This is a genomic window from Neisseria weixii, from assembly GCF_002327085.1.
In the GTDB taxonomy this organism is placed as follows: Bacteria; Pseudomonadota; Gammaproteobacteria; order Burkholderiales; family Neisseriaceae; genus Neisseria; species Neisseria weixii.
This window is the reverse complement of the sequence record NZ_CP023429.1, coordinates 784,536-808,764: the sequence shown is the minus strand read 5'-3', so window position 1 is coordinate 808,764 and position 24,229 is coordinate 784,536. Positions and strand designations below refer to the sequence as shown.

At 50.7% G+C, this 24,229-nt stretch carries 20 protein-coding genes and 2 pseudogenes; 13 read left to right on the top strand and 9 right to left on the bottom strand.

Going from position 1 to position 24,229, the window contains the following annotated elements; translation table 11 throughout:
* Positions 1-17 precede the first annotated feature (17 nt).
* Positions 18-455 carry a tetratricopeptide repeat protein gene (locus CGZ65_RS04105; protein ID WP_096294919.1) on the bottom strand — a complete coding sequence of 146 codons (438 nt, stop codon included), beginning with the start codon at positions 453-455 and terminating at the stop codon, positions 18-20.
* A 53-nt stretch (positions 456-508) separates the two neighbouring features.
* Complete coding sequence (gene hscA, locus CGZ65_RS04100; protein ID WP_096294918.1) at positions 509-2,371, bottom strand: Fe-S protein assembly chaperone HscA; 1,863 nt, start codon at positions 2,369-2,371, stop codon at positions 509-511.
* Positions 2,372-2,599: 228 nt separating this feature from the next.
* On the opposite strand from hscA, the gene hpnD reads away from it, so the two are divergent.
* The 8 genes from hpnD (at position 2,600) to cysD (ending at position 9,879) form a co-directional block, all read left to right on the top strand.
* Entirely contained in the window at positions 2,600-3,448 is an 849-nt protein-coding gene (gene hpnD, locus CGZ65_RS04095) for a presqualene diphosphate synthase HpnD (RefSeq protein ID WP_096294917.1), read from the top strand.
* Positions 3,449-3,707: 259 nt separating this feature from the next.
* Positions 3,708-4,382 carry a CsgG/HfaB family protein gene (locus tag CGZ65_RS04090; protein WP_096294916.1) on the top strand — a complete coding sequence of 225 codons (675 nt, stop codon included), beginning with the start codon at positions 3,708-3,710 and terminating at the stop codon, positions 4,380-4,382.
* Positions 4,383-4,415: 33 nt separating this feature from the next.
* Positions 4,416-4,757 (top strand): DUF4810 domain-containing protein, encoded by a 342-nt coding sequence (locus CGZ65_RS04085; protein ID WP_232507527.1) that lies wholly within the window; start codon positions 4,416-4,418, stop codon positions 4,755-4,757.
* Positions 4,754-5,404, top strand: coding sequence for a DUF799 domain-containing protein (locus CGZ65_RS04080; RefSeq protein WP_096294914.1), 651 nt, complete (start codon positions 4,754-4,756; stop codon positions 5,402-5,404). The genes CGZ65_RS04085 and CGZ65_RS04080 overlap by 4 nt, the downstream gene beginning before the upstream one ends.
* A 434-nt stretch (positions 5,405-5,838) precedes the next feature.
* Positions 5,839-7,209 carry a hydroxysqualene dehydroxylase HpnE gene (gene hpnE / locus CGZ65_RS04075; RefSeq protein WP_096294913.1) on the top strand — a complete coding sequence of 457 codons (1,371 nt, stop codon included), beginning with the start codon at positions 5,839-5,841 and terminating at the stop codon, positions 7,207-7,209.
* A gap of 70 nt (positions 7,210-7,279) precedes the next feature.
* Positions 7,280-7,945: a glutathione S-transferase gene (locus tag CGZ65_RS04070; RefSeq protein WP_096294912.1), complete on the top strand. Its 666-nt coding sequence runs from the start codon at positions 7,280-7,282 to the stop codon at positions 7,943-7,945.
* A gap of 97 nt (positions 7,946-8,042) precedes the next feature.
* Entirely contained in the window at positions 8,043-8,762 is a 720-nt protein-coding gene (locus CGZ65_RS04065) for an SDR family oxidoreductase (protein WP_096294911.1), read from the top strand.
* A 202-nt stretch (positions 8,763-8,964) separates the two neighbouring features.
* Positions 8,965-9,879 carry a sulfate adenylyltransferase subunit CysD gene (cysD, locus tag CGZ65_RS04060; RefSeq protein WP_096294910.1) on the top strand — a complete coding sequence of 305 codons (915 nt, stop codon included), beginning with the start codon at positions 8,965-8,967 and terminating at the stop codon, positions 9,877-9,879.
* Between the two features lie 219 nt (positions 9,880-10,098).
* Here the strand turns inward: cysD and arsB are convergent, their stop codons facing one another.
* The 6 genes and pseudogenes from arsB to CGZ65_RS04030 all read right to left on the bottom strand — a co-directional run bounded on the left by arsB (position 10,099) and on the right by CGZ65_RS04030 (position 17,739).
* Positions 10,099-11,100: an ACR3 family arsenite efflux transporter gene (arsB, locus tag CGZ65_RS04055; RefSeq protein ID WP_096294909.1), complete on the bottom strand. Its 1,002-nt coding sequence runs from the start codon at positions 11,098-11,100 to the stop codon at positions 10,099-10,101.
* A 63-nt stretch (positions 11,101-11,163) separates the two neighbouring features.
* Complete coding sequence (gene arsC / locus CGZ65_RS04050; RefSeq protein WP_096294908.1) at positions 11,164-11,577, bottom strand: arsenate reductase (glutaredoxin); 414 nt, start codon at positions 11,575-11,577, stop codon at positions 11,164-11,166.
* A gap of 96 nt (positions 11,578-11,673) precedes the next feature.
* Positions 11,674-11,976: an ArsR/SmtB family transcription factor gene (locus CGZ65_RS04045; protein WP_096296091.1), complete on the bottom strand. Its 303-nt coding sequence runs from the start codon at positions 11,974-11,976 to the stop codon at positions 11,674-11,676.
* A gap of 306 nt (positions 11,977-12,282) precedes the next feature.
* A pseudogene (locus tag CGZ65_RS04040) lies at positions 12,283-14,732 on the bottom strand (heavy metal translocating P-type ATPase).
* 640 nt (positions 14,733-15,372) lie between these two features.
* Positions 15,373-16,569 (bottom strand): GTPase HflX, encoded by a 1,197-nt coding sequence (gene hflX / locus CGZ65_RS04035; protein ID WP_096294907.1) that lies wholly within the window; start codon positions 16,567-16,569, stop codon positions 15,373-15,375.
* 324 nt (positions 16,570-16,893) lie between these two features.
* Complete coding sequence (locus tag CGZ65_RS04030) at positions 16,894-17,739, bottom strand: phosphatidylserine decarboxylase (protein ID WP_096294906.1); 846 nt, start codon at positions 17,737-17,739, stop codon at positions 16,894-16,896.
* Between the two features lie 159 nt (positions 17,740-17,898).
* Between CGZ65_RS04030 and uvrA the strand changes: the two are divergent.
* The 4 genes and pseudogenes from uvrA (at position 17,899) to CGZ65_RS13810 (ending at position 22,723) form a co-directional block, all read left to right on the top strand.
* Positions 17,899-20,755 (top strand): annotated as a pseudogene (gene uvrA / locus CGZ65_RS04025) (excinuclease ABC subunit UvrA).
* Positions 20,733-21,632: a DUF6685 family protein gene (locus CGZ65_RS04020; RefSeq protein WP_096294905.1), complete on the top strand. Its 900-nt coding sequence runs from the start codon at positions 20,733-20,735 to the stop codon at positions 21,630-21,632. Before uvrA ends, CGZ65_RS04020 begins: the two are co-directional and overlap by 23 nt.
* 90 nt (positions 21,633-21,722) lie before the next feature.
* Positions 21,723-22,019 carry a hypothetical protein gene (locus CGZ65_RS04015; protein WP_096294904.1) on the top strand — a complete coding sequence of 99 codons (297 nt, stop codon included), beginning with the start codon at positions 21,723-21,725 and terminating at the stop codon, positions 22,017-22,019.
* Between the two features lie 491 nt (positions 22,020-22,510).
* A complete protein-coding gene (locus CGZ65_RS13810; protein WP_232507526.1) occupies positions 22,511-22,723 on the top strand; it encodes a transposase in 213 nt (70 codons plus the stop codon).
* A gap of 7 nt (positions 22,724-22,730) precedes the next feature.
* Here CGZ65_RS13810 and CGZ65_RS12750 read toward each other — a convergent pair whose 3' ends face one another.
* On the bottom strand, positions 22,731-22,880 hold the full coding sequence (locus CGZ65_RS12750) for a hypothetical protein (RefSeq protein ID WP_157742704.1): 150 nt from the start codon (positions 22,878-22,880) through the stop codon (positions 22,731-22,733).
* Between the two features lie 564 nt (positions 22,881-23,444).
* On the opposite strand from CGZ65_RS12750, the gene CGZ65_RS04000 reads away from it, so the two are divergent.
* On the top strand, positions 23,445-24,059 hold the full coding sequence (locus CGZ65_RS04000) for an ankyrin repeat domain-containing protein (protein WP_232507525.1): 615 nt from the start codon (positions 23,445-23,447) through the stop codon (positions 24,057-24,059).
* The last annotated feature ends 170 nt before the right edge of the window (positions 24,060-24,229 follow it).

Below are 24,229 nucleotides of genomic sequence, written 5' to 3'. Positions count from 1 at the left end.
GACGGCCTGAATATTTATTAAGGAATCACAATGCCGTCTACTTTGGCCGCTAAAAATTGCAGGTATTTTTCGTCTTCTCCTTCCCACAATTCTTCATCGCCCAATTCATAGGCCGTCTGTAAGGCTTCGAGTGCGGCTTTTTCTTCGCCCAATTCAAATTGGCTTTGCCCCAAGCGCAGATAGATAAACGGATTATCCAGCGCATTGATGTAGGCCAACGCTTCGGTCAAATCCTTGACGGCCTGGCGGTATTTGCCGTTCAAAAAATGAGCGTCGCCCATCGCAGCCAAAATCCACGTTGCCGCTTCCCATTGCGATTTCGGCTCGGGCAGCAGCTTCCATGCTTCTTTGTATTGTTTAACCGCTTCGTTAAACTGGCCTTCATCCGCCAAATCATCGCCTTGATCGCACAACGCGCTGATTTGCTGGTATAAATCTTGGTTTAGTGATTCCATATTGACTTTCTTTTTTCAGACGGCCTTGATTTCAAAAGGCCGTCTGAAGCTGCTTAAATACTATCCACGCTCTGCCCCATCAGCGCGCGCTGGATGTTGCGGTTCATGCGTTTGGCGGCAAAACCGTCGGTGCTGTGGCTCAACGCGGTGACGGCGGTGCGAATCTCATCGGCATGGCCATTTTCTACACTGCCTTGCAAGGCAGTGATGTCGGCTTCGATTTTGGCCAATTCTTCCGCTTCGAGCAAATCGCTGTCGAGCTCAAGCGCGGCTTTGATGGCGTCCATCAGGCTTTCGGCTTCGACCGTGGCTTCGGCGCGCGCACGCGCGGCTTTATCGTCGGCAGCATTGCTCATGCCTTCTTTCAGCATTTGCGTGATGGTGCCATCGTCCAAACCGTAAGACGGTTTCACTTCGATTTGTGCGCTCACGCCGGTGGTTTGCTCTTGCGCCGATACCGACAGCAGACCATCCGCATCCACTTGGAAAGTCACCCGAATCCGCGCCGCACCGGCCACCATCGGCGGAATGCCGCGCAAAGTGAATTTGGCCAAGCTGCGGCAATCGGATACCAGCTCGCGTTCGCCCTGCACCACATGAATCGTCATCGCGGTTTGGCCGTCTTTAAACGTGGTGAACTCTTGCGCGCGCGCCACCGGCAAAGTGCTGTTGCGCGGAATAATTTTTTCCGCCAGGCCGCCGTAAGTTTCCAAGCCCAGCGACAAAGGCGTGACATCAAGCAGCAGCCATTCGCCGTCGGTTTTATTGCCGGCCAACACATTGGCCTGCACCGCCGCACCCAGTGCCACCACTTCATCAGGATTCAGATTATTCAAAGGCGTTTGGCCGAAAAAGGCCGCCACCGCCTGCTGAACATGCAGCATGCGGGTCGAACCGCCCACCATAATTACGCCCTTGATATCGGCCTTGGTCACACCCGCATCTTTCAATGCCTGCTTTACCGGCTCGATGGTTTTTTGCACCAAATGCTGTGTCAATTGATGAAATTCTTGGCACGTAATGGTCACATCAACCTTATGGCCGTCTGAAAGCGTGGCCTGCACGGTCGTGCTGGTTTCGGTGGTCAAGGTTTCTTTGGCTTCGCGGGTCAAGGCCAGTAATAATTGGCTGTCTTGCTCACTGAGTTTCGACAAGTCGGCACGTTCCAAAATATGGCAGAACACACGATGGTCGAAATCATCACCGCCCAACGCCGAATTACCGCCCGTGGCCTTCACTTGGAACAAACCTTGGGTCAACTGCAACACCGACACGTCAAAGGTACCGCCGCCCAAATCGTACACCACGAACGTGCCTTCCGAGCCGTTATCCAAACCATAGGCAATCGCCGCTGCAGTCGGCTCGTTAAGCAGACGCAACACGTTCAATCCGGCCAAACGCGCTGCATCTTTAGTAGCTTGGCGTTGCGCATCGTCAAAATACGCCGGCACGGTAATCACCGCGCCCACCAAATCACCGCCCAAGCTCTCTTCGGCGCGCGCCTTCAACGCTTTCAAAATTTCCGCCGACACTTCAATCGGCGTTTTCGCGCCCTGCCGCGTGTTCAATTCAATCACGCGTTCGTTGTTACCGAAGCGGTAAGGCAGGTAATGCGTTTCTTTCGATAAGTCCGCCAAAGTGCGGCCGATTAAACGCTTGACCGAACTGATGGTATTAATCGGATCGATTTTTTGCGCTTTCAGGGCATCCGCGCCGGCTTCCACGCGGCCGTCTTCGCAATAGCGCACGACGGAAGGAAAGGTTTTTCGGCCGCGCTCGTCAGATAGGCAAACAGCGCTGCCGCTGCGCACGGTAGCGACCAGACTGTTGGTGGTGCCAAGATCAATGCCGACGGCCAAACGGTGTTGATGTGGTGCGGCAGACATGCCGGGTTCGGAAATTTGCAAAAGTGCCATGATTGGTGTGCCTTTTGGTTTTATTGTGTCATCGGCCGTATTTTAACAGATTTGACGCCGATAGTTGAGTGGTTTAGTCGGGAATAATAGCCAATCTCAATGAGATTTACAGCCCTATCCCATATCAAAGGCCGTCTGAAAAACACAATTTTTTCAGACGGCCTTCAGTTCAACCCCAAATCGCTATACAATCCATCACCATAACCATACCAACTCACAGGACACGCCGTGCCACCCATCGAATACTGCCGCCAAAAAGCCGCCGAAAGCGGCTCCAGCTTTTTATCGGGCTTCAAATTCCTACCCGAACACCAGCGCGATGCAATGACGGTGTTATATGCCTTTTGCCGTGAACTCGACGACGTGGTCGATGATTGCAGCGACAAAAATACCGCCCAAACCGCGCTCAATTGGTGGCGCATCGACTTGGCACGCGCCTTTTCAGACGGCCTGCCCGAGCACCCCGTCAACCAAGCTCTACAGCCCGTGGCCCGCACCTTTAATCTGCCGCAAAGCGAATTGGTCGAACTCATCGACGGCATGCAGATGGATTTAGATCAAGCACGCTACGCCACGTTTGACGAACTCAAGCTCTATTGCCGCCGCGCCGCCGGTGTGGTCGGCTGCCTGATTGCGCGCATTTTAGGCTTCACCAACCCACGAACCCTTGATTACGCCGACAAAATGGGCTTGGCACTGCAACTGACCAACATCATCCGCGATGTCGGCGAAGACGCGCGCAACGGCCGCATCTACCTGCCGATGGAAGACCTACAACGCTTCAACATCCCCGCCGCCACCATCATGCAATATCAGCCCACGCCCGAATTTACCGAACTGATGGGCTTCCAAATCCAACGCGCGCGCGACACCTACCGCCAAGCACTCGCGCTGTTGCCCGCCGCCGACAAAAAAAACCAAAAAGTCGGCTTGGTGATGGCCGCGATTTATTATGCCTTATTAAACGAAATCGAACGCGATGGTGCGCAGAATGTGTTGAAATACAAAATCGCCATTCCTTCACCGAGAAAGAAACGGATTGCGCTGAAAACTTGGGTATTTGGGTTTAAGGTTTGAGTTTGGTTTCGAGATTTGAGTAGATTGGATTAGTCACTCAACGAGAATTGTAGAAATTTGGGATTGATGAGAGATGACTCAAATCTGCAAAACACATACGAAGATACTAAAATAAATGAATCATCCCCAGTCCTTAATATTCAGATTCCCCATAAGCTTACACCTATAAAATATGCCAATTACACCTTGAAAATTAGCAGTACTTTCTCATAGAATACCAAGCTTGAATGTGATTTTTTATCAAAACAGGAGAAGCTATATGTCATTCCCACTAAAAACTACTCTTTTGTGCACAGCGGTTATCGGATTACTGGCCGCTTGCGCAACCGAATCATCGCGTAGTGTGGAAGTAGCCAAAGTCGCTACCTACAATACCCAATACAACGGTATCCGCACCCCGATTTCTATTGGCAGCTTTGACAACCGATCAAGCTTCCAAAAAGGTGTCTTCTCTGATGGGGAAGACCGCTTGGGTAGCCAAGCCAAAACTATTTTGGCAACACATTTACAGCAAACCAACCGTTTCAATGTATTGAACCGTACCAATTTGAGTGCATTGAAACAGGAATCAGGCATCTCTGGTAAAGCTCAAAATTTGAAAGGTGCCACTTATGTAATTACCGGCGATGTTACCGAATTTGGCCGTAAAGATGTGGGCGATCATCAGCTATTCGGTATTTTGGGTCGCGGTAAATCTCAAATTGCTTATGCGAAAGTGGCATTGAATATTGTTGATGTAGCTACTTCTGAAGTGGTTTACTCCACCCAAGGAGCAGGAGAATATTCTCTATCTAATCGTGAGATTATCGGTTTCGGCGGTACATCAGGCTATGATGCGACCTTAAACGGTAAAGTATTGGATTTAGCTATCCGCGAAGCGGTCAATAATCTAACTCAGGCTATAGACAGCGGCGCATGGCAGCCTAACCGCTAAGAAGGGGAAGGTATGAAAAAAGGGATAACTTGTATGCTGCCTTTGGTTGCTGCGCTATGGCTAGCAGCCTGCGGCTCTGCACCGAAACAGATGTATTATTGGAAAGATTACAGTCCTACTGTTTATGAACACCTAAAAAATGATGCTTCTCCCGGTGAGCAAATCAGTAAAATGGATAAATATTTTACTGAAGCAGACCGCAAACAAATGGCAGCTGCTCCGGGTGCTCACGCCCACATGGGCTTATTGCTGATTGAGGCCGGACAAAACGAGGCAGCACGTCAACGGTTTGAAACAGAGAAACAGCTTTTCCCCGAATCTTCGGTGTTTATGGATTTTCTGTTAAAAAATAAAACTCAAGGGGGCAAAAAATGAAGTGGTCTAAACTTTTACTGCCTTTGGCGGCCAGCTTGGCTTTGAGTGCCTGCCAAACCCATCAGCCTGCACCGTTTGACTATACCGCATTTAAAGAAAGTCGTCCGAAATCGATTTTGGTATTGCCGCCGTTAAACGAGACTCCTGAAGTTAAAGCCACTTGGGGAATGTTGACGGCCACAACCATGCCGCTATCTGAAGCCGGTTATTACGTTTTCCCTGTTGCAGTGGCTGCCGAAACCTTTAAACAAAACGGCCTAACTAATCCGGCGGATATTCATGAAGTGAAGCTGGATAAACTACATGCGATTTTTGGTAATGATGCCGTTTTATATATCACTGTTAAAGATTACGGTACACGCTATCAGGTTTTGCAAAGCGTAACGACCGTCTCTGCTGATGCTAAATTGGTTGATGCGCGTAACGGTAAAGAGTTATGGAGTGGGCAAGTAATTTCATCCGATGCCGGACAAAAAGGCAATAACGGTTTGTTGGGCGCATTGTTAGGCGCGGTTATTGACCAAGTCGTAGGGACTTTGGGCGATAAAGGTTATGATATGGCGCAAGCAGCTGGCGTTCAGCTCCTCTCTCCCCAGAAAACCAATGGTATTTTATATGGTCCACGTTCACAGCACTACCTAAAATAGCTGGTACGATAAATTAAAAAAAAGCAGAGTCATGAGATTCTGCTTTTTAAACATTGCACACGCTAAAAAAACAACCTTATATAATATTTTTATAGAAGTTGCATATTCAAAATATATTACATTTTTATGATTTATATCTCACTAGATACTCCGCTATCACACCAATTTAAAATGAGTGAATCCCTACTTAAAATAAAAATGATATTTGCACAAGCAACCTGTAACATTTATATATAGACATCCAGAGGCCATTAAGAAAGCTTAATAAATAAGAAAGCTTTATAACAGCCAATAACTCACAACTTCTCTCTAAATATCATACAAACTAAAGCCCCCGCAACACGCCACCCCGCCAATCATTGCTATAATCCCATGGTACCGAATCTTTAGGCGTCTGAAACCTTTCTCCAACCCCCAATCAAAAAAGAAAAGCCATGTTCCCTAATCAACAATCCAAACCCAAAATTGCTGTCATCGGCGCCGGATGGGCCGGTTTGTCGGCAGCGGTTAAACTCGTACAACGTGCGGATGTTACGCTGTTTGAAGCGGGCAAACTGGCGGGCGGGCGGGCGCGTTCGTTTGGCGGTGACAAGGGCGGGTTTTCGTTTTTGGACAACGGCCAGCACATCATGATCGGCGCGTACCACGGTGTGTTGGCTTTAATGAAGCAAATCGGTGTGCGCGAGCAGGATGCATTTGTGCGGCTGCCAATGCAATGGTATTTACATGATGGTTTGCGCTTTCAGACGGCCGCTTTGCCTGCGCCTTGGCATATTTTGTTTGGTTTACTGCGCGGCAAAAATCTTTCGTTTGCTCATAAAGTCAAATTATTACGCGATATGCGCGCGCTACAGGACCGCCACCGATCAAGTCTGCCCGACACCGGCGTCGGGGCATGGCTGAATCAACGCAATACGCCGCGCAAATTGATTGCCCAGTTTTGGCAGCCATTGGTATGGGGCGCGCTCAATACACCGCTGGACAAGGCGAGCTTGAATATTTTGTGTAACGTGCTTTCAGACGGCGTGTGGGCGGATAAGGCCGGCAGCGATTATCTGCTGCCGAAAACGGATTTGGGCAACATCATTGCCGAGCCTGCTTTGGCCTTCCTGCGCGGACACGGCGCGCACATTCAAATGGAAACGCGCGTGCCGCGTTTGACCACCTTACCCGGTGGCCAAGTATCGGTCGACGGCGAGGCGTTTGATGCGGCGGTATTGGCCGTGGCGCCTTATCATGCCGCGGTTTTGATGCCGTCTGAAACGCCGGATTATATTCAGACGGCCTACCAAAATATCGAATATTGCCCGATTACCACCGTGTATCTGCGCTATAACGAACCGCTCAAGCTGCCTGCGGCGATGACGGGGTTTGCCCAAGGTACGGCTCAATGGCTGGTTTCTCGCGGTGCGCTCGGTTTGCCGCCTCAGGAAGTCGCCGCTGTGGTAAGCGTATCCGACCATGTTGGCGCAGCGAAGGCAGATGAATGGGCGGCCAAAATCCATGCCGATATCAAACGCGTCTGCCCCGATATCGGCGAGCCGGCCGCCTACCGTGTGATTACAGAAAAACGCGCCACAGTCGCCGCCACAGCCAGCCGCCGCCTTCCTGATTTGGCTTGGCTGCACCACCGCAAAATCTACCCTTGCGGCGACTACCTGCACCCGCGCTACCCGGCGACGCTGGAAGCGGCGGTTCAATCAGGTGCAGCCGCGGCAGATTTGTGTTTACACGAGTGGGCGGACAGCGGCCGTTTTGATGACGGTTTTTCCGATAGGCTCTTTTTCCGCAGAGCAAATATTTGATTGCCTTCGACCAAACACTTTGCATTGAAACATTTTTAATTTTGACTCCATGCCGTCTGAAAGGACACCCATGATTACCCTTCACGCCCTCACCCAATCGCGTGCCTACCGCATCGCTTGGCTGCTCGAATTGCTTAATCTCGATTATCAGGCCAATGTCGTTGCGCGCGACGAAACCACCAAGCTTGCGCCGGAAAGCCTGCGCCAAATCCATCCTTTGGGCAAATCGCCGCTGTTGCAAGACGGTGATTTGACGCTGCCCGAAAGCGGTGCAATCGTGGAATATCTCATTGGCCGTTACGGTAAAGATTCGACGCTCAAGCCGGCAACAGACAGCGCATCCTACCCCGACTACCTGTTTTGGCTGCACTATGCCGAAGGCTCGCTGATGCCGCTTTTGGTGATGTCGCTCGTGTTCCGTAAGATTGATGAAAAACCGATGCCTTTTTTTGCCCGGCCGATTGCGCGCAAAATCACCGGCGGCGTAAAGGAAAGCTTCCTTCATCCGCAACTCAAACTGCATTTGGGCTTTATCGAAGGCCGTCTGAAAAACCAAACTTGGCTCTTGGGCGACACGCTCACGGCGGCGGACGTGATGATGAGCTTTCCGCTGCAGGCCGCCCTCGCACGCAGCGCGCTGGATTTGCCGAATATTGCGGCCTATGTGCAACGGATTGAAACCCATCCTGCTTATCAACGCGCCGAATCCAAACTTGGCAAGCTTTGCATATTGTAATCGTTAGCAAACTGCAATACACTGTTAACATTCTTTAAAAGGCCGTCTGAACAAATCACTTTTCAGACGGCCTTAAGACAGCGATTAAGGAAACCCCATGTCCACTCTGCAAAACAAAACCATCATCGTCACCGGCGCATCGCAAGGTTTGGGCGAACACGTGGCCAAAGCCTACGCCGCCGCCGGCGCGACCGTGATTCTGATTGCGCGCCACCAAAAGCGCATGGAAAAAGTGTATGACGCGATTGTCGAAGCCGGCTACCCCGAGCCCTTCGCCATCTGTTTCGACCTCTTGACTGCCGAAGAAAAAGAATTCGACCAACTGGCCGCCACCATCACCGAAGCCACCCAAGGCAAACTCGACGGCATCGTGCATTGCGCCAGCTATTTCAACGCCCTGTCGCCATTGGATTTCCAAACCGTGTCCGACTGGATCAAACAATTCCGCATCAACACCATTGCACCGATGGGTCTGACCCGTGCGTTTGCGCCGCTGCTGAAAGAATCGCCTGATGCCTCCGTCATCTTCGTCAGCGAAAGCCACAGCGAAACCCCGCAAGCCTACTGGGGCGGCTTCGGCGCCTCCAAAGCCGCGCTCAACTACTTGGGCAAAGTCATCGCCGACGAATGGGAACGCTTCCCCAACCTGCGCGCCAATATCTTGGTACCGGGTGCGATTAACTCGCCGCAACGCATCAAATCCCACCCCGGCGAAGCACAAAGCGAACGCAAAACCTATGAAGACGTGTTGCCGCAATTCGTTTGGTGGGCAAGCGAAGAAAGCAAAGGCCGCACGGGCGAGATTGTTTATTTGTAAGATTCGGGCTGAACAAAGGCCGTCTGAAAATCATGTTTTCAGACGGCTTTTTTGTGTTTAAGCCCATGCCAAAGGTGCAATGCAATGCCCCCCTTCAGCAATATAACAAAATCATCTTTCTATCAAACAAACCATTCTTTCCCTTTTTCAGACGGCCTGTTTAAAGTATGCGCTATCGAGCATTCCACAAAAGAGAAACCGCATGTCTATCCAAAACCACCACCTCGGCTGGCTTGAAGCCGAATCCGTCCACATCATCCGCGAAGTCATCACCGAGGCGAAGAATCCGGCGTTGCTGTTTTCCGGCGGCAAGGATTCCGTTGTGTTGCTGTCGCTGGCGGTTAAGGCGTTTCAAATCGAAGGCCGCCCGCTGAAATTGCCGTTCAAACTGCTGCACGTCGATACCGGCCACAATTATCCCGAAGTGATTCAGTTTCGCGATGAAACCGTCGCGCGCACAGGCGTGCAGTTGGTGGTGGGCAGCGTGGAAGAATCCATCCGTAAAGGCACGGTCATATTGCGCCGCGAAACCGATTCACGCAACGCCGCACAAGCGGTTACCTTGGTGGAAACCATTGAAGAACAAGGTTTTGATGCGCTGATGGGCGGTGCGCGCCGCGATGAAGAGAAAGCGCGCGCAAAAGAGCGCATTTTCTCGTTCCGCGACGAATTCGGCCAATGGGATCCGAAAAACCAGCGCCCTGAATTGTGGTCGCTTTACAATACCCGCCTGTTCCAAGGCGAAAACATGCGCGTGTTCCCCATTTCCAACTGGACGGAACTCGACATCTGGCAATACATCGCACGCGAAAAACTCGCCCTGCCGCCGATTTACTACACCCACAAACGCGAAGTGGTCGAGCGCGACGGCCTGCTGATTCCGGTCACCCCGCTCACACCGAAACGAGACGGCGATGTATCCGTGATTCGTGACGTACGCTTCCGCACTGTCGGCGACATTTCCTGCACCGCCCCTGTCGCCAGCACCGCCGCCACACCGGAAGACATCATCGCCGAAACCGCTTCCGCCACCATTTCCGAGCGCAGCGCCACCCGCATGGACGACCGCGTTTCAGAAGCCGCGATGGAAGAACGTAAGAAAGCAGGCTATTTCTAAAATAGAAAAGCAAAAGCCGTCTGAAAAATTTCAGACGGCTTTTTTTGTTTTAGGCATATTTTCAAACCAATCCGCAGGGCGGATGCAAACCTGACGTTGGATGCTCTCCGAAACGTGACGGGTTGACACCCGTCCTGCAAATTGCCTGACAGGTTTCAGAGGTATTTTCTGACGATTAAGGCCGTCTGAAACGTTTTCAGACGGCATCCGTTATCTTGCTCAAGCGGCCTGACGGTTAATCCACCATACCAGCGACAGCATCACCGGCACTTCCACCAGTACGCCGACCACCGTGGCCAGCGCCGCGCCCGAGTTCAGCCCGAACAGCGAAATCGCCACGGCCACAGCCAGCTCGAAAAAGTTGCTCGTGCCGATTAAGCAGGCAGGCGCGGCGATTTCATGCGGCAGGTTCAGGCGTTTGGCCATAATCCGTCCCAAAAAGAAAATGCCGTAGGTCTGCACCAAAAGCGGTATGGCAATGAGCACAATCACGGCAGGCTTGACCAGAATGGTGTGCGCTTGAAAGGCAAACAGCAGCACCACAGTCAAAATCAGCCCGGCAACGGAAAACGGTTTCAGACGGCCTGCAAAGGCTGTCGTCGGTTTGCCCGCCCGGAGCAGATGCCTGCGCGTGAGCCAACCCGCCAGCAGCGGCAACAGCACATACAGCACCATGCTGAGCAGCAGCGTATTCCACGGAATCTCAATATCGCTCACATCCAGCAGCACGCCCGCAATCGGCGCAAAGGCGAAAATCATGATGATGTCGTTCACCGACACCTGCACCAGCGTGTAATTCGGGTCACCCTTCACCAGCTGCGACCACACAAACACCATCGCGGTACACGGCGCCACGCCCAGCAATATCATGCCGGCGATGTATTCCTGTGCGGATTGCACATCTACCCAATCGGCGAAAAACACGCGGAAAAACAGCCAGCCGACCGCCGCCATCGTAAACGGTTTGACCAGCCAGTTGATGACCACCGTCATTGCCAGCCCCTGCGGCTTCCTGCCCACGTCTTTCACGGCAGACCAGTCAATCTGCACCATCATCGGGTAAATCATCAGCCAAATCAGTACCGCCACCGGCACATTCACATGCGCCACTTCCATCCGCGCCACCCATTGGAACGCGTTCGGAAATGCCGCCCCCAAAGCCACGCCTGCAACAATCGCCAAAGCCACCCAAACCGTTAGGAAACGTTCGAAAATACCCATTTTGATACCTTGTTTTAATGATAAAAATCGAAAACCGGGCCGTCTGAAACATTTCAGACGGCATCAGTATGCCGTTGGCGGCTCAATCACACCGCCGTCTTCCTTAATAAACGGCTCGCGCAGCGACACGGGCGCAATGTCCAGAAACGTTTCAGACGGCCTGCATAGTTTCGTGCCTTTTTCCGTCACCACAATCGGGCGGTTGGTAAGCAATGGTTCGCGCAACATGGCGGTAATCAGCCCGTCGTCGTCCCAAGCGGGATTGCCCAACCCCAAAGCCGCATAAGGCGGCACGTTGGTGCGCAGCAAATCGCGCGGCGTAAAATTCATGGCATGCAGCAGACCGCGCAGCGTGGCTTCGTCGGGCGGGGTTTGCAGATATTCGATAATCTGCGGCTCGATGCCCAAATGGCAGATTAAGGCCAGCACATTGCGCGAAGTACCACAGTTTGGGTTGTGGTAGATGGTTACGTGCATATTAAAATCTCAACAGTTCAAGGAATATAGAAATATCCGGCTAAAAATTTTTCAGGCAAAATCGCGGGCTCGGGCCGTCTGAAAACGCATACGGCGTCAGCGGCAGCATTCTCCCGTTTCTGCACAGCAGTTTTGAGTGAGAAATCCGGTTAAGGCCATCATCAAATCCAATTGCGCAAAGTATCGGACAAACCGCCCTTCCTGTTTTGCGCAAACCAAACCTGCATGATGCAAGGTTTTCAAATGGAAAGACAAATTGTTCGGAGCGAGATTCAGGTGCTTGGCCAGATCTCCCGCCACCATACCTTTGCTGCCTGCGGCGGCCAATTGCTGGAAAACCGCCAGGCGGACGGGAGACGAGAGGCTTTCAAACAGTTTGCTTGCGTGTAAAGTATCCATGCGCGGCATTGTAATCCTGTCATTTCCATTATTCAAGATTTATTGAAATATTTTCGCAACTCATGCGTCAGATTCAGGCAGTCTGCACAACCACAAACAGGCAAAGGCCGAGGCTTTTGCAAAATCCCTATTTTTGGCACATTTCTTCGTTGTGTGCTGCTCGAAAGTTTGCCTATCTTTATGATAGGTTCTTCGCTTTCTGTGCTGCGGCAACTTTGAACCGCACTCAAATTTAGGGCTTTGCAAAGATCTCAGGCCGTCTGAAAAATTTCAGACGGCCTTCCGTTCCCCACCAAGCTACAACAATCACTTACGTTTCAACAATCTCATCGCATTACCCAGCACCAGCAGCGAACTCAAGCTCATGCCCAGCGCGGCAATCCATGGTTTGACATAGCCCAACACGGCCAGCGGCACAGCAATCAGGTTGTAAGCGGTTGCCCAAGTCAGGTTTTGCTGAATGATTTGGTGTGTGCGGCGGGCTTGGTCGAGCATCTGCGGGATGATGCGCATATCGTCGTTGAGCAATACCACATCGGCCCCATCACGCGCCACATCGGCACCACCGGCCACGGCCACAGACACATCGGCCTGCGCCAACACAGGCGCATCATTGATGCCGTCCCCCACCATCAACACTTTGCGGCCTTGTTTTTGCAGCGATTCGACATAGCCCAACTTATCTTCGGGCGTGGCTTCGGCCTGATAGTCATCCAAAGACAAGGTTTGGGCAACATGTGCGACGGCGGCTTCCCTGTCGCCGCTCAATAAGTGCAGGCGGATGCCTTTGGCTTTCAAATCGGCCAACATTTCCGCTGTGCCGGCCTTGATTTCGTCCTGCAGTAAAAAGGCCGTCTGAAAGCCGCTTTGGTTGCCGAGAAACACCATGCTGCCGTTGTGGGCGATTTGAGCGGCTTCGGGCAACGCGCCGGCAATTTCGGCGACAAACCCTGCCCGCCCCAATGCCCAGATTTGCGTTTGTCCGCCAAAGATAATTTGCGCACTCACCCGTGGCCGACACGGTTTACCCGTTGGCCGGCAATCAGGCTGCCTGAAAAGGTTTGATCGGAGGCGTGATTCAAAATGGCACGCGCAATCGGATGTTCGGATTGCTGCTCCAAGGCTTGTGCGATGGCTAATCCGTCTTCATTGTTCAGACGGCCTAAAGCGATAATGCGGCTGACGGATAATTCACCGCGCGTGAGTGTGCCGGTTTTGTCGAACACCAAATCATCAATCTGCCCCAAGGCTTCCAGGGCGTTTTTGCCGCCAACCAACACGCCGTCTTTGGCGAGCGAACCGGTGGAAGCGGCCAGCGCGGTCGGGGTGGAGAGCGATAAGGCACACGGGCAGGTAATCACCAACAGCGCCACAGTAATCCACAAGGCGGTTTGCACGTCGGCGTATAAGGCCCAGCCGATAAACACCGGCACCGCCAAAATCAACTCGGCAGCAACAAAATTAGATGCGTATTTTTCGGCCAATTCGGCCACACGCGGCTTTTGTGCCAAGGCGCGGTCGAGCAATTTCACAATATGCGACAAGCGCGTTTCACTGCCTATTGTGTCAGTGCGGATAATGAGCGGGCTGGCGGCGTTAAGCGTACCGGCAATCACTTGATCGCCAACACACTTGGACACAGGCAGGCTCTCGCCGGTGAGCATGGCTTCGTTGACTTCGCTCTCGCCCGATAAGACTGTACCGTCAACCGGAATCACTTCGCCCGGTTTCACCACAATCATCTCGCCGCGCTGCAATTTGGCGACTACAGCTTCTTCGGTTTCATCACTATTGGGATAATCTTTCAGGCGATGGCAAAACGCGGGCACGAGCTTCACCAAGCGCTCGGCTGCATCACCGGCTTTGCGCCGCGCGATTTGTTCCATAAAACGGCCGCCGATCAGGAAAAACATCAGCATGGCAATCGACTCGAAATACATGCCCTCACTGGTGTTTTGCATCATGCTGTAAATACCGGCGGCAAACGTCATCAACACCGCAATCGCAATCGGCGTATCCATACCGGCACGACGGTTTTTAAAATCGCGCCACGCACCTTTATAAAACGGTACGGCGCAATAAAACACCACCGGCAATACCATCAAAAAGCTGCCCCAATGCAGAACCTGCAGATAAAGCGGTTCGATGTCGTTACCGTAGAGATAGGTCGGCAGGGCAAACATCATGGTTTGCATGGCACACATACCGGCCACCGCCAAGCGCACGATAAATTGCTTGCGCTTTTTATTGGCCGACTCTTCCACCTTTCGCGCATCATAAGGCGACACGGTATACCCGGTTGACTGCACACGCAATAAAATATCAGAAAGCGCCACCTGGCCGTTATTCCACGATACACGTGCGCGGTGGGTGCTGTAATTCAAATCCACGCGTTTCACCCCGGGCAGACGCAACAATTGCTGCTCAATCAGCCACACACAGGCCGCACAAGTAATGCCGCCCAGCATCAACACCGCTTCGCGCTCATCACCCTCACCCACTTCAACAAATTCAGCCTGCACCTCGGGCAAATCATAGAGCTTGAGTTGCGACAAAATATCCTGCTCGGGTAAAGCAGCCTTTTCCGCATCGGCGGTTCGCTGTTTGTAGTAGTTGCCCAAACCGGCATCAATGATGCTTTGCGCCACCGCCTGACAACCCATACAGCATGTTTCACGCTCTTCATTGTCGTAAATTACGGGTAAATGAATATGCCCGGGGATTTCGAGTCCGCAGTGGAAACAGTTTTTCTTCATGATAGTAAATTGCGATTATTGCATTAGCACACAACAATCATGCCTTATAGAGTTTATACTTAGTATTTTGTATCTAAAACTTGTGTTTCATTATTGCACACGTTACTTTCAGACAGCCTATTTATTCAAAATAAAATGAAAATATTTTTAAATAATATTTTATTTATATTTTTCATAATATTAACTTTTTATCCAAAAATAAACGGTCAATTAATTTACCTTTTATCTGGAAATTATTCCGATTATCCGAATGTAAAAATGGAACTTTTTTTAAAATTTTAATACATTTTCAATTGACCTGCGAAAATTAAAATCGCATGCTACTCCCATATTCCGCATAAGACGGAAAACAACAAAGCAGAATCATCTGCGCAACAAAATACACATTGACGAAAAATACCTAATTAACTCACTTGGAATTATCATGATTGATCGCCTTATGCCCATCTTTGCCGTTATCGGCATCTTATCCAGCACTGTTTACCTCAGCTTGGCCGTTTGGATCTTGTATGAGAACCTTCAAAAAAAATCCAAGAAGCACGTAAATGTGAAGCAGATTACTGCCCGCTAATCCGAATTTCCCCTATCAAATTACTGCACCTGCATACAATTTGACTGCCTTCTTCCGGCCGTCTGAATTTCATTGGTAAACGCTCCCTGATTTACCTTTGGCTTCAGACGGCCTGTCTGTCAATGCATATTCAACCATCGCTTCGCGCAAGGCATCCAAACCCAAACTTTTCTCTACCGAGATATTCACCGCTACCGCTTTGCCGCGGTGATCGCGCAACACACCGGCTTCGCGCTCGCCTTTGGGCAACAAATCTATTTTGTTATACACCACCAATTGTGGGACTTCATGCGCCTTAATTTCCTGCAACACTTCGTTCACATCATCAATTTGACGTTGAAAATCCGGATTGGATGCGTCCACCACATGCAGCAATACATCAGCCAGCGCGGTTTCTTCCAAGGTCGCCGAAAAAGCCGACACCAATTTATGCGGCAAATCACGCACAAAGCCGACCGTATCAGTAAGAATCACACTGGCTTCATTCGACAGAAACAGGCGGCGCGCAGTGGTGTCGAGCGTGGCGAACAATTGGTCTTTCGCCAATACATCGGCCTTGGTTAAGCGGTTGAACAAACTGGATTTTCCGGCATTGGTGTAGCCGACAATGGCAAAGGTTTTCAGACGGCCTGATTCACGCGATTTGCGGCGTGTGGCACGCTGCTTGCGCACGCTTTGCAATTGTTTTTTCAACGCGGTGATTTTTTGGTTGATCAAGCGGCGGTCTGTTTCCAATTGCGTTTCCCCCGGACCTTTCAAACCGATACCGCCTTTTTGGCTCTGCATGTGGCCGTAACCGCGCACCAATCGGCCGCTCAAATGCGACAACTGCGCCAATTCCACCTGCAATTTACCTTCTTGCGATTGCGCGCGTTTGGCAAAAATGGCCAAAATCAGACCCACGCGGTCGAGCACACGGCATTGCAGTTCTTTTTCCAAATTGCGCTCTTGTGTCGGTGTCAGCTCGTGGTTAAACACCACCAAATCCACATCATGCTGCTTGACTGCGGCGGCCAGCTCATCGGTTTTGCCCGTGCCGGCAAACAACGCCGCATGCGCCTTATCGCGCTTGGCGGTTTCTATCTGTACCAAATCACCACCGGCCGCCTGCACCAAATCAGCGGCTTCTTCCAAGGCCGTCTGAAAAGATTGCTCGCGCAACTCATTGACACCGGAATAATCCGCACTCAACATCACCCCGACCAACATCACGCGCTCAGGTTTTTCCAAAGATTTATCAACGGGAAACAAACGGGCTTTACTCAAGATATTTCCTTTTTCAGACGGCCTGGGATTTTATAAAAATGTTGAACAGCCGACATACGAAAACGACGTCATTCCTACGCAGGCGGGAATCCGTTTTTAACAACAAGCTATTGAATAAAATAGGTTTCTTAAAGCCTAAACTGGATTCCGCCTGCGCGGGAGTGACGACTACTTTAAGGTTATTCGTTATCGGCTGAACCTTAAAAATCTCAGCCTAAATCAAAAATCCTATTCTACGTCAAACACGCCAAGCATGCGCTTGTTTCATGCATAAAAAAAGGTTTTCAGACAGCCGTCTGAAAACCTTTTGATGATTTGCTGCGGTTAAGATTCAACAGCCTTAGCCGCCGCTTCGCGCACTTTGTCCGCCGCTTCTTCAATCGCTGCTTGGCTGACTTCGGCGGTGTTTTCCGAAGCAGTCACCGGCTCGGCAGATTGCGGGGCAGTTGTCGCCACTGTTTGCAGCGCTGCATTTCCCGCATTCACCGGCGCATCGTCAAACGGTTTAGCCTCCGGTGATTTCAACGGCAACCGTGCCAAGATGGTGCTCACGCCGGTCACTTTGTCGCCAATCGCCACTTCGGCTTTAGCATCCAAAGGCAGGTAAACATCGACGCGCGATCCGAAGCGGATAAAGCCGTAGCGCTCGCCGCGGCTCAATTTGCGGCCGACTTGGGTATAACACAAAATGCGGCGCGCCACCAAACCGGCCACCTGCACAAAGGTAATTTCCCGGCCGGTAGCGGTGGTCACCAACACGGCATTGCGCTCGTTTTCGGTGCTGGCTTTGTCCAAATCCGCATTCAGGAATTTGCCGCGGTTGTATTCGACTGCCTCAACCGTGCCGTCCACCGGTGATTTTTGCGAATGCACGTTGAATACGTTCATAAAAATGCTGATTTTCAGGGCTTCGGTTTTGCGGTATGGGTCTTGCGCGCGCTCAACCACCACCACACGGCCGTCAACCGGACTCAACACCGCATCCGCATCTTGCGGAATGTAGCGTGCCGGATCACGGAAAAACTGCAACGCAAAAATAGTAAACAGCCAAAACGGCAGCGACAACCAGCCGTTGACAGCCGTCACCAACACGCTGGCGATAAAACCGATGGCGATAAACGGCCAGCCTTCGCGGGCAATAATCGGATGCGGATAAGAAGGTTTGTTCATGCGGATTCCTTTATTCGTAGGGTTTGGGGGATTATAACGGATTATCGGCGTAAATAGTCGGGCCGTCTGAAAAAATCGACACTGCACATCATCAGTTGAACTGACGAAAAGTGCTACAATATCCTATTCTCGATTTTATTTTCAGACGGCCTAAACACTATGTGCAACCATCATCACAAAAACGCTTCCGACAACGACACCATCCGCATCCGCGGCGCACGCACGCATAATTTGAAAAACATCGATTTGGATATTCCGCGCCATAAATTGGTGGTAGTAACCGGTTTGTCGGGCAGCGGCAAATCGAGCCTGGCTTTCGACACCCTTTATGCCGAAGGCCAGCGCCGCTATGTGGAAAGCCTTTCCGCCTATGCGCGCCAGTTTTTGCAGATGATGGATAAGCCCGATGTCGATTTGATTGAGGGTTTGTCACCCGCCATTTCCATCGAACAGAAATCCACCAGCCACAACCCGCGCTCTACCGTCGGCACCGTCACCGAAATCCACGATTACCTGCGCCTGCTGTATGCGCGTATCGGCACGCCTTATTGCCCGAGCATAACCTGCCTTTATCGAGCCAAACCGTGTCACAAATGGTCGATCATGTGTTGGGTTTGCCGGAAGATACGCGCATGATGATTCTGGCACCGGCGGTACGCGGCCGCAAAGGCGAATTCGTCGATTTTTTTGCCGATTTGCAGGCGCATGGCTTTGCGCGTGTGCGCGTCGATGGCGAAGTGTACACGCTGGATGAAGTGCCGAAGCTGGAAAAAAACATCAAACACGACATCGACGTAGTCATCGACCGTGTCAAAGTGAAAGCCGACATCAAACAGCGCTTGGCCGAAAGCTTCGAAACCGCGCTGCGCCACGGCGAAGAGCGCGCGTTGGCTTTGGAAATGGACAGCGGCGAAGAACATTGGTTTTCCGCGCGTTTTGCCTGCCCGATGTGCTCATACAGCCTGCAAGAATTAGAGCCGCGCTTGTTTTCCTTCAACAATCCGGTCGGCGCCTGCCCAAGCTGCGACGGTTTGGGCAGCAATAATTTCTTCGACCCGCAGCGCGTAGTAGCGCATCCTGAATTATCGTTGGCCGACGGCGCCATTGACGGCTGGGACAAGCGCAATCAGTTTTATTTTCAAATGATTCAATCACTTGCCGCCCATTATGATTTTGATGTGAAAACGCCGTTTGAAGAATTGCCGGCCAATATCCAAAAAATCGTGTTGCACGGCTCCGGCAAAGAAGTGATTGAATTCCAATACCTTTCCGAGCGCGGTGGCACATTCAAACGCAACCATGCCTTTGAAGGCATCATTCCCAATATGGAACGCCGTTACCGCGAAACCGACAGCGAAACCATCCGCGACAAACTGCGCGAATACCAAAGCCACCGCGCCTGCCCGAGCTGCGGCGGCGCGCGCCTGCGCAAAGAAGCGCGCTATGTGTATGTGGGCAAACAGCCGCTGCACGAGCTTTCCGCCTGGCCGCTCACCAAAACCCATGAATTCTTTGAACAACTTGATTTGGAAGGCAACAAAAAGCAGATTGCCGAAAAAATCCTTAAAGAAATCACCGAGCGCTTAGGCTTTCTGATTAACGTCGGCCTCGACTACCTCAACCTCGCCCGTTCCGCCGAAACCCTCTCCGGTGGCGAAGCCCAGCGTATCCGTTTAGCCAGCCAAATCGGCAGCGGCCTAACCGGCGTGATGTATGTACTCGACGAACCCTCCATCGGCCTGCACCAGCGCGACAACGACCGCCTGCTGGCCACCCTCAAACGCCTGCGCGACTTGGGCAACAGCGTGATTGTGGTCGAACACGACGAAGACGCCATCCGCGAAGCCGATTTCGTGATTGATATGGGCTCCGGCGCCGGCGAACACGGCGGCAACGTGCTGGTGGCCGACACCCCCGCCAAAGTCGCCGCCTGCAAAGAATCCGTTACCGGCCAATACTTAAGCGGCAAAAAGAAAATCGAAGTGCCCTCTGAAAGAACGCCTGTCAACTCCGAAAGAATGCTGGTGTTAAAAGGCGCGCGCGGCAACAACCTCAAAAACGTTACCCTCGAACTGCCGCTGGGCTTGATTACCTGCATCACCGGCGTATCCGGCAGCGGCAAATCCACCCTGATTAACGACACACTCGCCAAAATCACCGCCGCGAGCTTAACCGCGCCCACGAAGAACCCGCGCCCTACGACGATATCAGCGGCCTCGACCATCTCGACAAAGTCATCAACGTCGACCAATCCCCCATTGGCCGCACCCCACGCTCCAACCCCGCCACCTACACCGGCCTGTTTACCCCCATCCGCGACCTCTTCGCCGGCGTGCCGCTCTCGCGCGAACGCGGCTACAACGTCGGCCGCTTCTCGTTCAACGTCAAAGGCGGCCGCTGCGAAGCCTGCCAGGGAGACGGCGTGATCAAAGTCGAAATGCACTTCCTGCCCGACGTGTATGTACCCTGCGAAGTGTGCCACGGCAAACGCTACAACCGCGAAACACTGGAGGTGCAATACAAAGGCAAAAACATCAGCCAAGTGCTGGATATGACCGTAGAAGAAGCCCGCCAATTCTTCGACGCCGTGCCCACCGTATCGCGCAAACTGCAAACCCTGATGGACGTCGGCCTCGGCTATATCCGCCTCGGCCAATCCGCCACCACCTTATCAGGTGGCGAAGCCCAACGCGTCAAACTCGCGCTCGAACTCTCCAAACGCGACACCGGCCGCACTTTGTATATTCTCGACGAACCGACCACGGGTTTGCACTTCGCCGATATTGCCTTGTTATTAGAGGTAATAGGCCGTCTGAAAGGCAAAGGCAACTCGATTGTCATTATCGAGCATAATCTGGATGTGATTAAAACGGCGGATTATATTGTAGACTTAGGGCCGGAAGGCGGCGATGGTGGGGGGAGGATTATTGCCAAGGGTTCGCCGGAAGATGTGATGAAAGTTAAGGGGAGTTATACTGGGAAGTATTTGAAAAATGTTTTATTCAATTCTAAATAAAATTCAATTACTACGATTAAATATCTCCATTCGCAAATTTATTAATCAAAATGAGTTGTTTATTGTTAACTCACTTAAAGAACCCCAGAAAAGTATTGCATTATCAAGTGTAATTCGTTGGCATGATTGGCAAGATATAGATTCTTATTATTTTCATCACCCATATGGAGCAGCAAAAGGTTGGGTATATGAAGATCATAGGTATCAATTTCGTGAATTACGATTAGATGAATTCAAGTTTTTCGGAATATGTGAAATCATAGAAAACTGGGAATGTGAGCTTCAAGATGTTACAGGTTTAGCAGCTTCCAAGTCTGAATTAAGAGACTTTTTCAGCTTAGATGAGTTAGTTGAAAACAACTCTAAAGAAATGATTTTTCCAATCAGTCATGAGAAACTTGAGCAGAACCTAAATTGGCGTGAAATAAGGATTTTTCATAAAAATTCTTCTGATTACTTTGCAACCTATGTATGGGATAAACGTTTATTCCTCATCAATGCTGGCGGATCCCATCATTTTTCTGCTGCTCGCTATCTAGCCAAAAAGCTTAACAAAAAAATTTTCTTAAAAGGTAAACTACATAGTTATAAAATTAATGAAAACTCTGTATATTCACTTATTCAAAAATTTGAAATGTTTATCGTATCCAATCATTATAGCTTTACAAATGAATTTAGAGAGATAATGGAAACTTTCAAGGCTGATTACTTTATGCGATATTTGCCTGAACCATACAAAGAAAACTATTGTGTATTACTATTACCTCGTATCAACAGGCGTTCATTGCAAGTAGCTGAAGTACTTAAGCTTAATAATACGCTAGATTTTAGTGTATTTCTTAAGGAGCTTTTGAAAATACAAAATAGCAAATGGTAGCAAGCCGGAACAAGCGTAGCCTGAATAACCCGCACCACCGCGTGCGTGGCTACACCACACACCCTTGCTGCTTAAATCGGGAGACTAAGAATGCTGCAATATTCAGAAGTAGTGAAAACAATTGTTGTAAATCCGATTGCCCTGCTGGATGATGAGTTGAATTTCAAACTTGAAATTTTGAAAAACGGTAACGGGGAGTTTTACGCACGTTTGTTCAGATTGGAAACATACCAAGTAAAACCATCTTTCACCCAGGATATACTCGCAGATGAAGCGCAATATGTACTGGATTTGCATACCGTACCCAAACTCGGGGATACTGCTGCGCTTTCTGCGGAAGAATGTTTAAATTCAGCACTACAAGCATTACAAACGAAATTCGGCTAATGGTTATTTTTAATCCCTTTTAAAAGCAAGCGTAGCCTGCATAACCCACACCATCACGTGCGTGACTGCGCCACACACCCTTGTATGTTGAAACCGATACATTTCAGGCGGCCTTTTGCTTTCTCACCGCCTTTGTTATGATAGTGCAAATCGAAATAATAACAAAGGAAATAAATGTCGCACTATCGCCGCAACTACATCGAAGACGGCACGTTTTTCTTTACCGTTAAACTTGCCGACCCGAAATCGCGTTTACTAGTCGAACATATCAATCTGCTTCGCGAAGCCTAAGCCTCGGTGCAAAAACGCTATCCGTTTGAAACCCTAGCAATTTGCGTTATACCCAACCATTTTCATGCGGTTTGGCCTTTACACGATGGCGATTGCGATTATTCGCTGCGCTGGCGCTTGATGAAAACCCGTTTCTCACATCATTTCGCTGCATCGGATGGTTTATCCGCCAGCAAACAGCGGCGGCATGAAAAAGGGATTTGGCAGCGCCGTTTTACGAACATACCGTGCGTGATGATGCGGATTTGCGGCGTGCGGTGGATGATGTGCATTTCAATCCGGTGAAACATGGTTTGGCGGTTAAGGTAAAAGATTGGCCGTTTTCTTCATTCCACCGCTTCGTGCGTGATGGTTTGCTGCCGCCGGATTGGGGCGGGACGGCTGGGGCTCGGATAATGAATTTTGGGGAATGATGGAAACTTAAATAAACAACCGCGTGCGTGGCTGCGCCGCACACTCTACCGCCGACTCAACGATCGCTGATTCCGCGTGTAGGGCGTGTGCCCCGAAGCATAGGCGCATTCGTTGGGCTTCAAACTCGAATGCCGTCTGAAATCTTTGAGACAGCATTGCTTTATTTCCAATTCTTAAAGCGGCTGAATCAGGTTATTTTTGTCTCGCTGTTCCCCTAAACATTCGCATACCGGTCATACCTCCTCATCACAAACAAGCCATCTGAAAGGTTTCAGACGGCTTGTTTTATTCCAGCCCCTTAAGCTCGTTGCCCGAGCATAGCAAATAATTTTGCAGTTTTGGGCTTTTTCTTTAACTGTAGCGGTTAGGCTTACGTTATCTGCGGTTTTAACCAAACCGGCTTGGTGCATAAAATCGGCCGCCCTTATTCTTCCGGCTCTGACCCAATCAACGGCTTGGTGTTTTGGCCGCCCATCATGTTGAATACGGTTATCAGGGTAACACGGCCGTATTCTTCGCCGCTTTTTCTGCATTTTTAACCCCGTCTGCGCTGCTGCCGCTTTTACATTGAAATTAGGGTAAAATGTTGTTTCCGATTCATATCCCGATTAAGGAATACTTAATGAAACATTTCGCGCCGCCGCATTAAGCGCGTGCAACGGACATTCTGCGCCTCATACTCAATCAGCGGATGCTGCGGTTGCCACAGACGGCTGGCGTTTGGGCCGTGCGGATATGGAAGACATTGCCAATTCGGATAAGCTGCACTGGCGCATTTTTTACGAAAAGCCTTCGGAAAGCAAAGATGCGGCTTGGTTTGATGCGGTAAAACGCGGCGATTTTGCCAAGGTTAAGCAGATGGTGGAAGCCGGTCAGGATTTGGAAGCAAAAGACGAAGCGGCTTTAGGGCAAACGGCTTTCGGCTGGGCGGCATTTATCGGTTATGAAGACATTGCCGACTATTTGATTGAAAAAGGTGCCGACCTGCGTGCGACCGACCGCGGCGATGTGTATAACGTTTTGAAGTTGGCGGCATTGGGCAAAAACACCAATATCGTGAAGAAAGTGCATCATATGCTGCGCGCGGAAACGGATTTGAACGACCAAACGGTGGAAGACGACGGCGAAACGCTGATGATTGTGTCAGCCAGCAACGGGGGCTTGGAAACGGTGAAATATCTGCATTCGCAAGGTGCGGATTTGAATTTGGTCAGCAAAAAAGACCAAAGCGCGCGGTCGTTTGCTTGTGAAAAAGGCCATAAGGCGGTAGTGGAATACTTGGTTGCGCAAGGTGCAATCAACCATAAAACGGGCAAATCGGATTGTCAGAAATAAAAGCCGCTACACGTCTATCCTATAGGCCGTCTGAAGCATCGTCAGATGTAGGATGTGAGCCCTAAGGCACGCGTGTTGGTTGGGATCGGTCAATCCATACCCTCAAAGCCGTCTGAATCATTGATTTCAGACGGCCTTTTTCTATTCATTTTTATAAACTCGTTGAGATA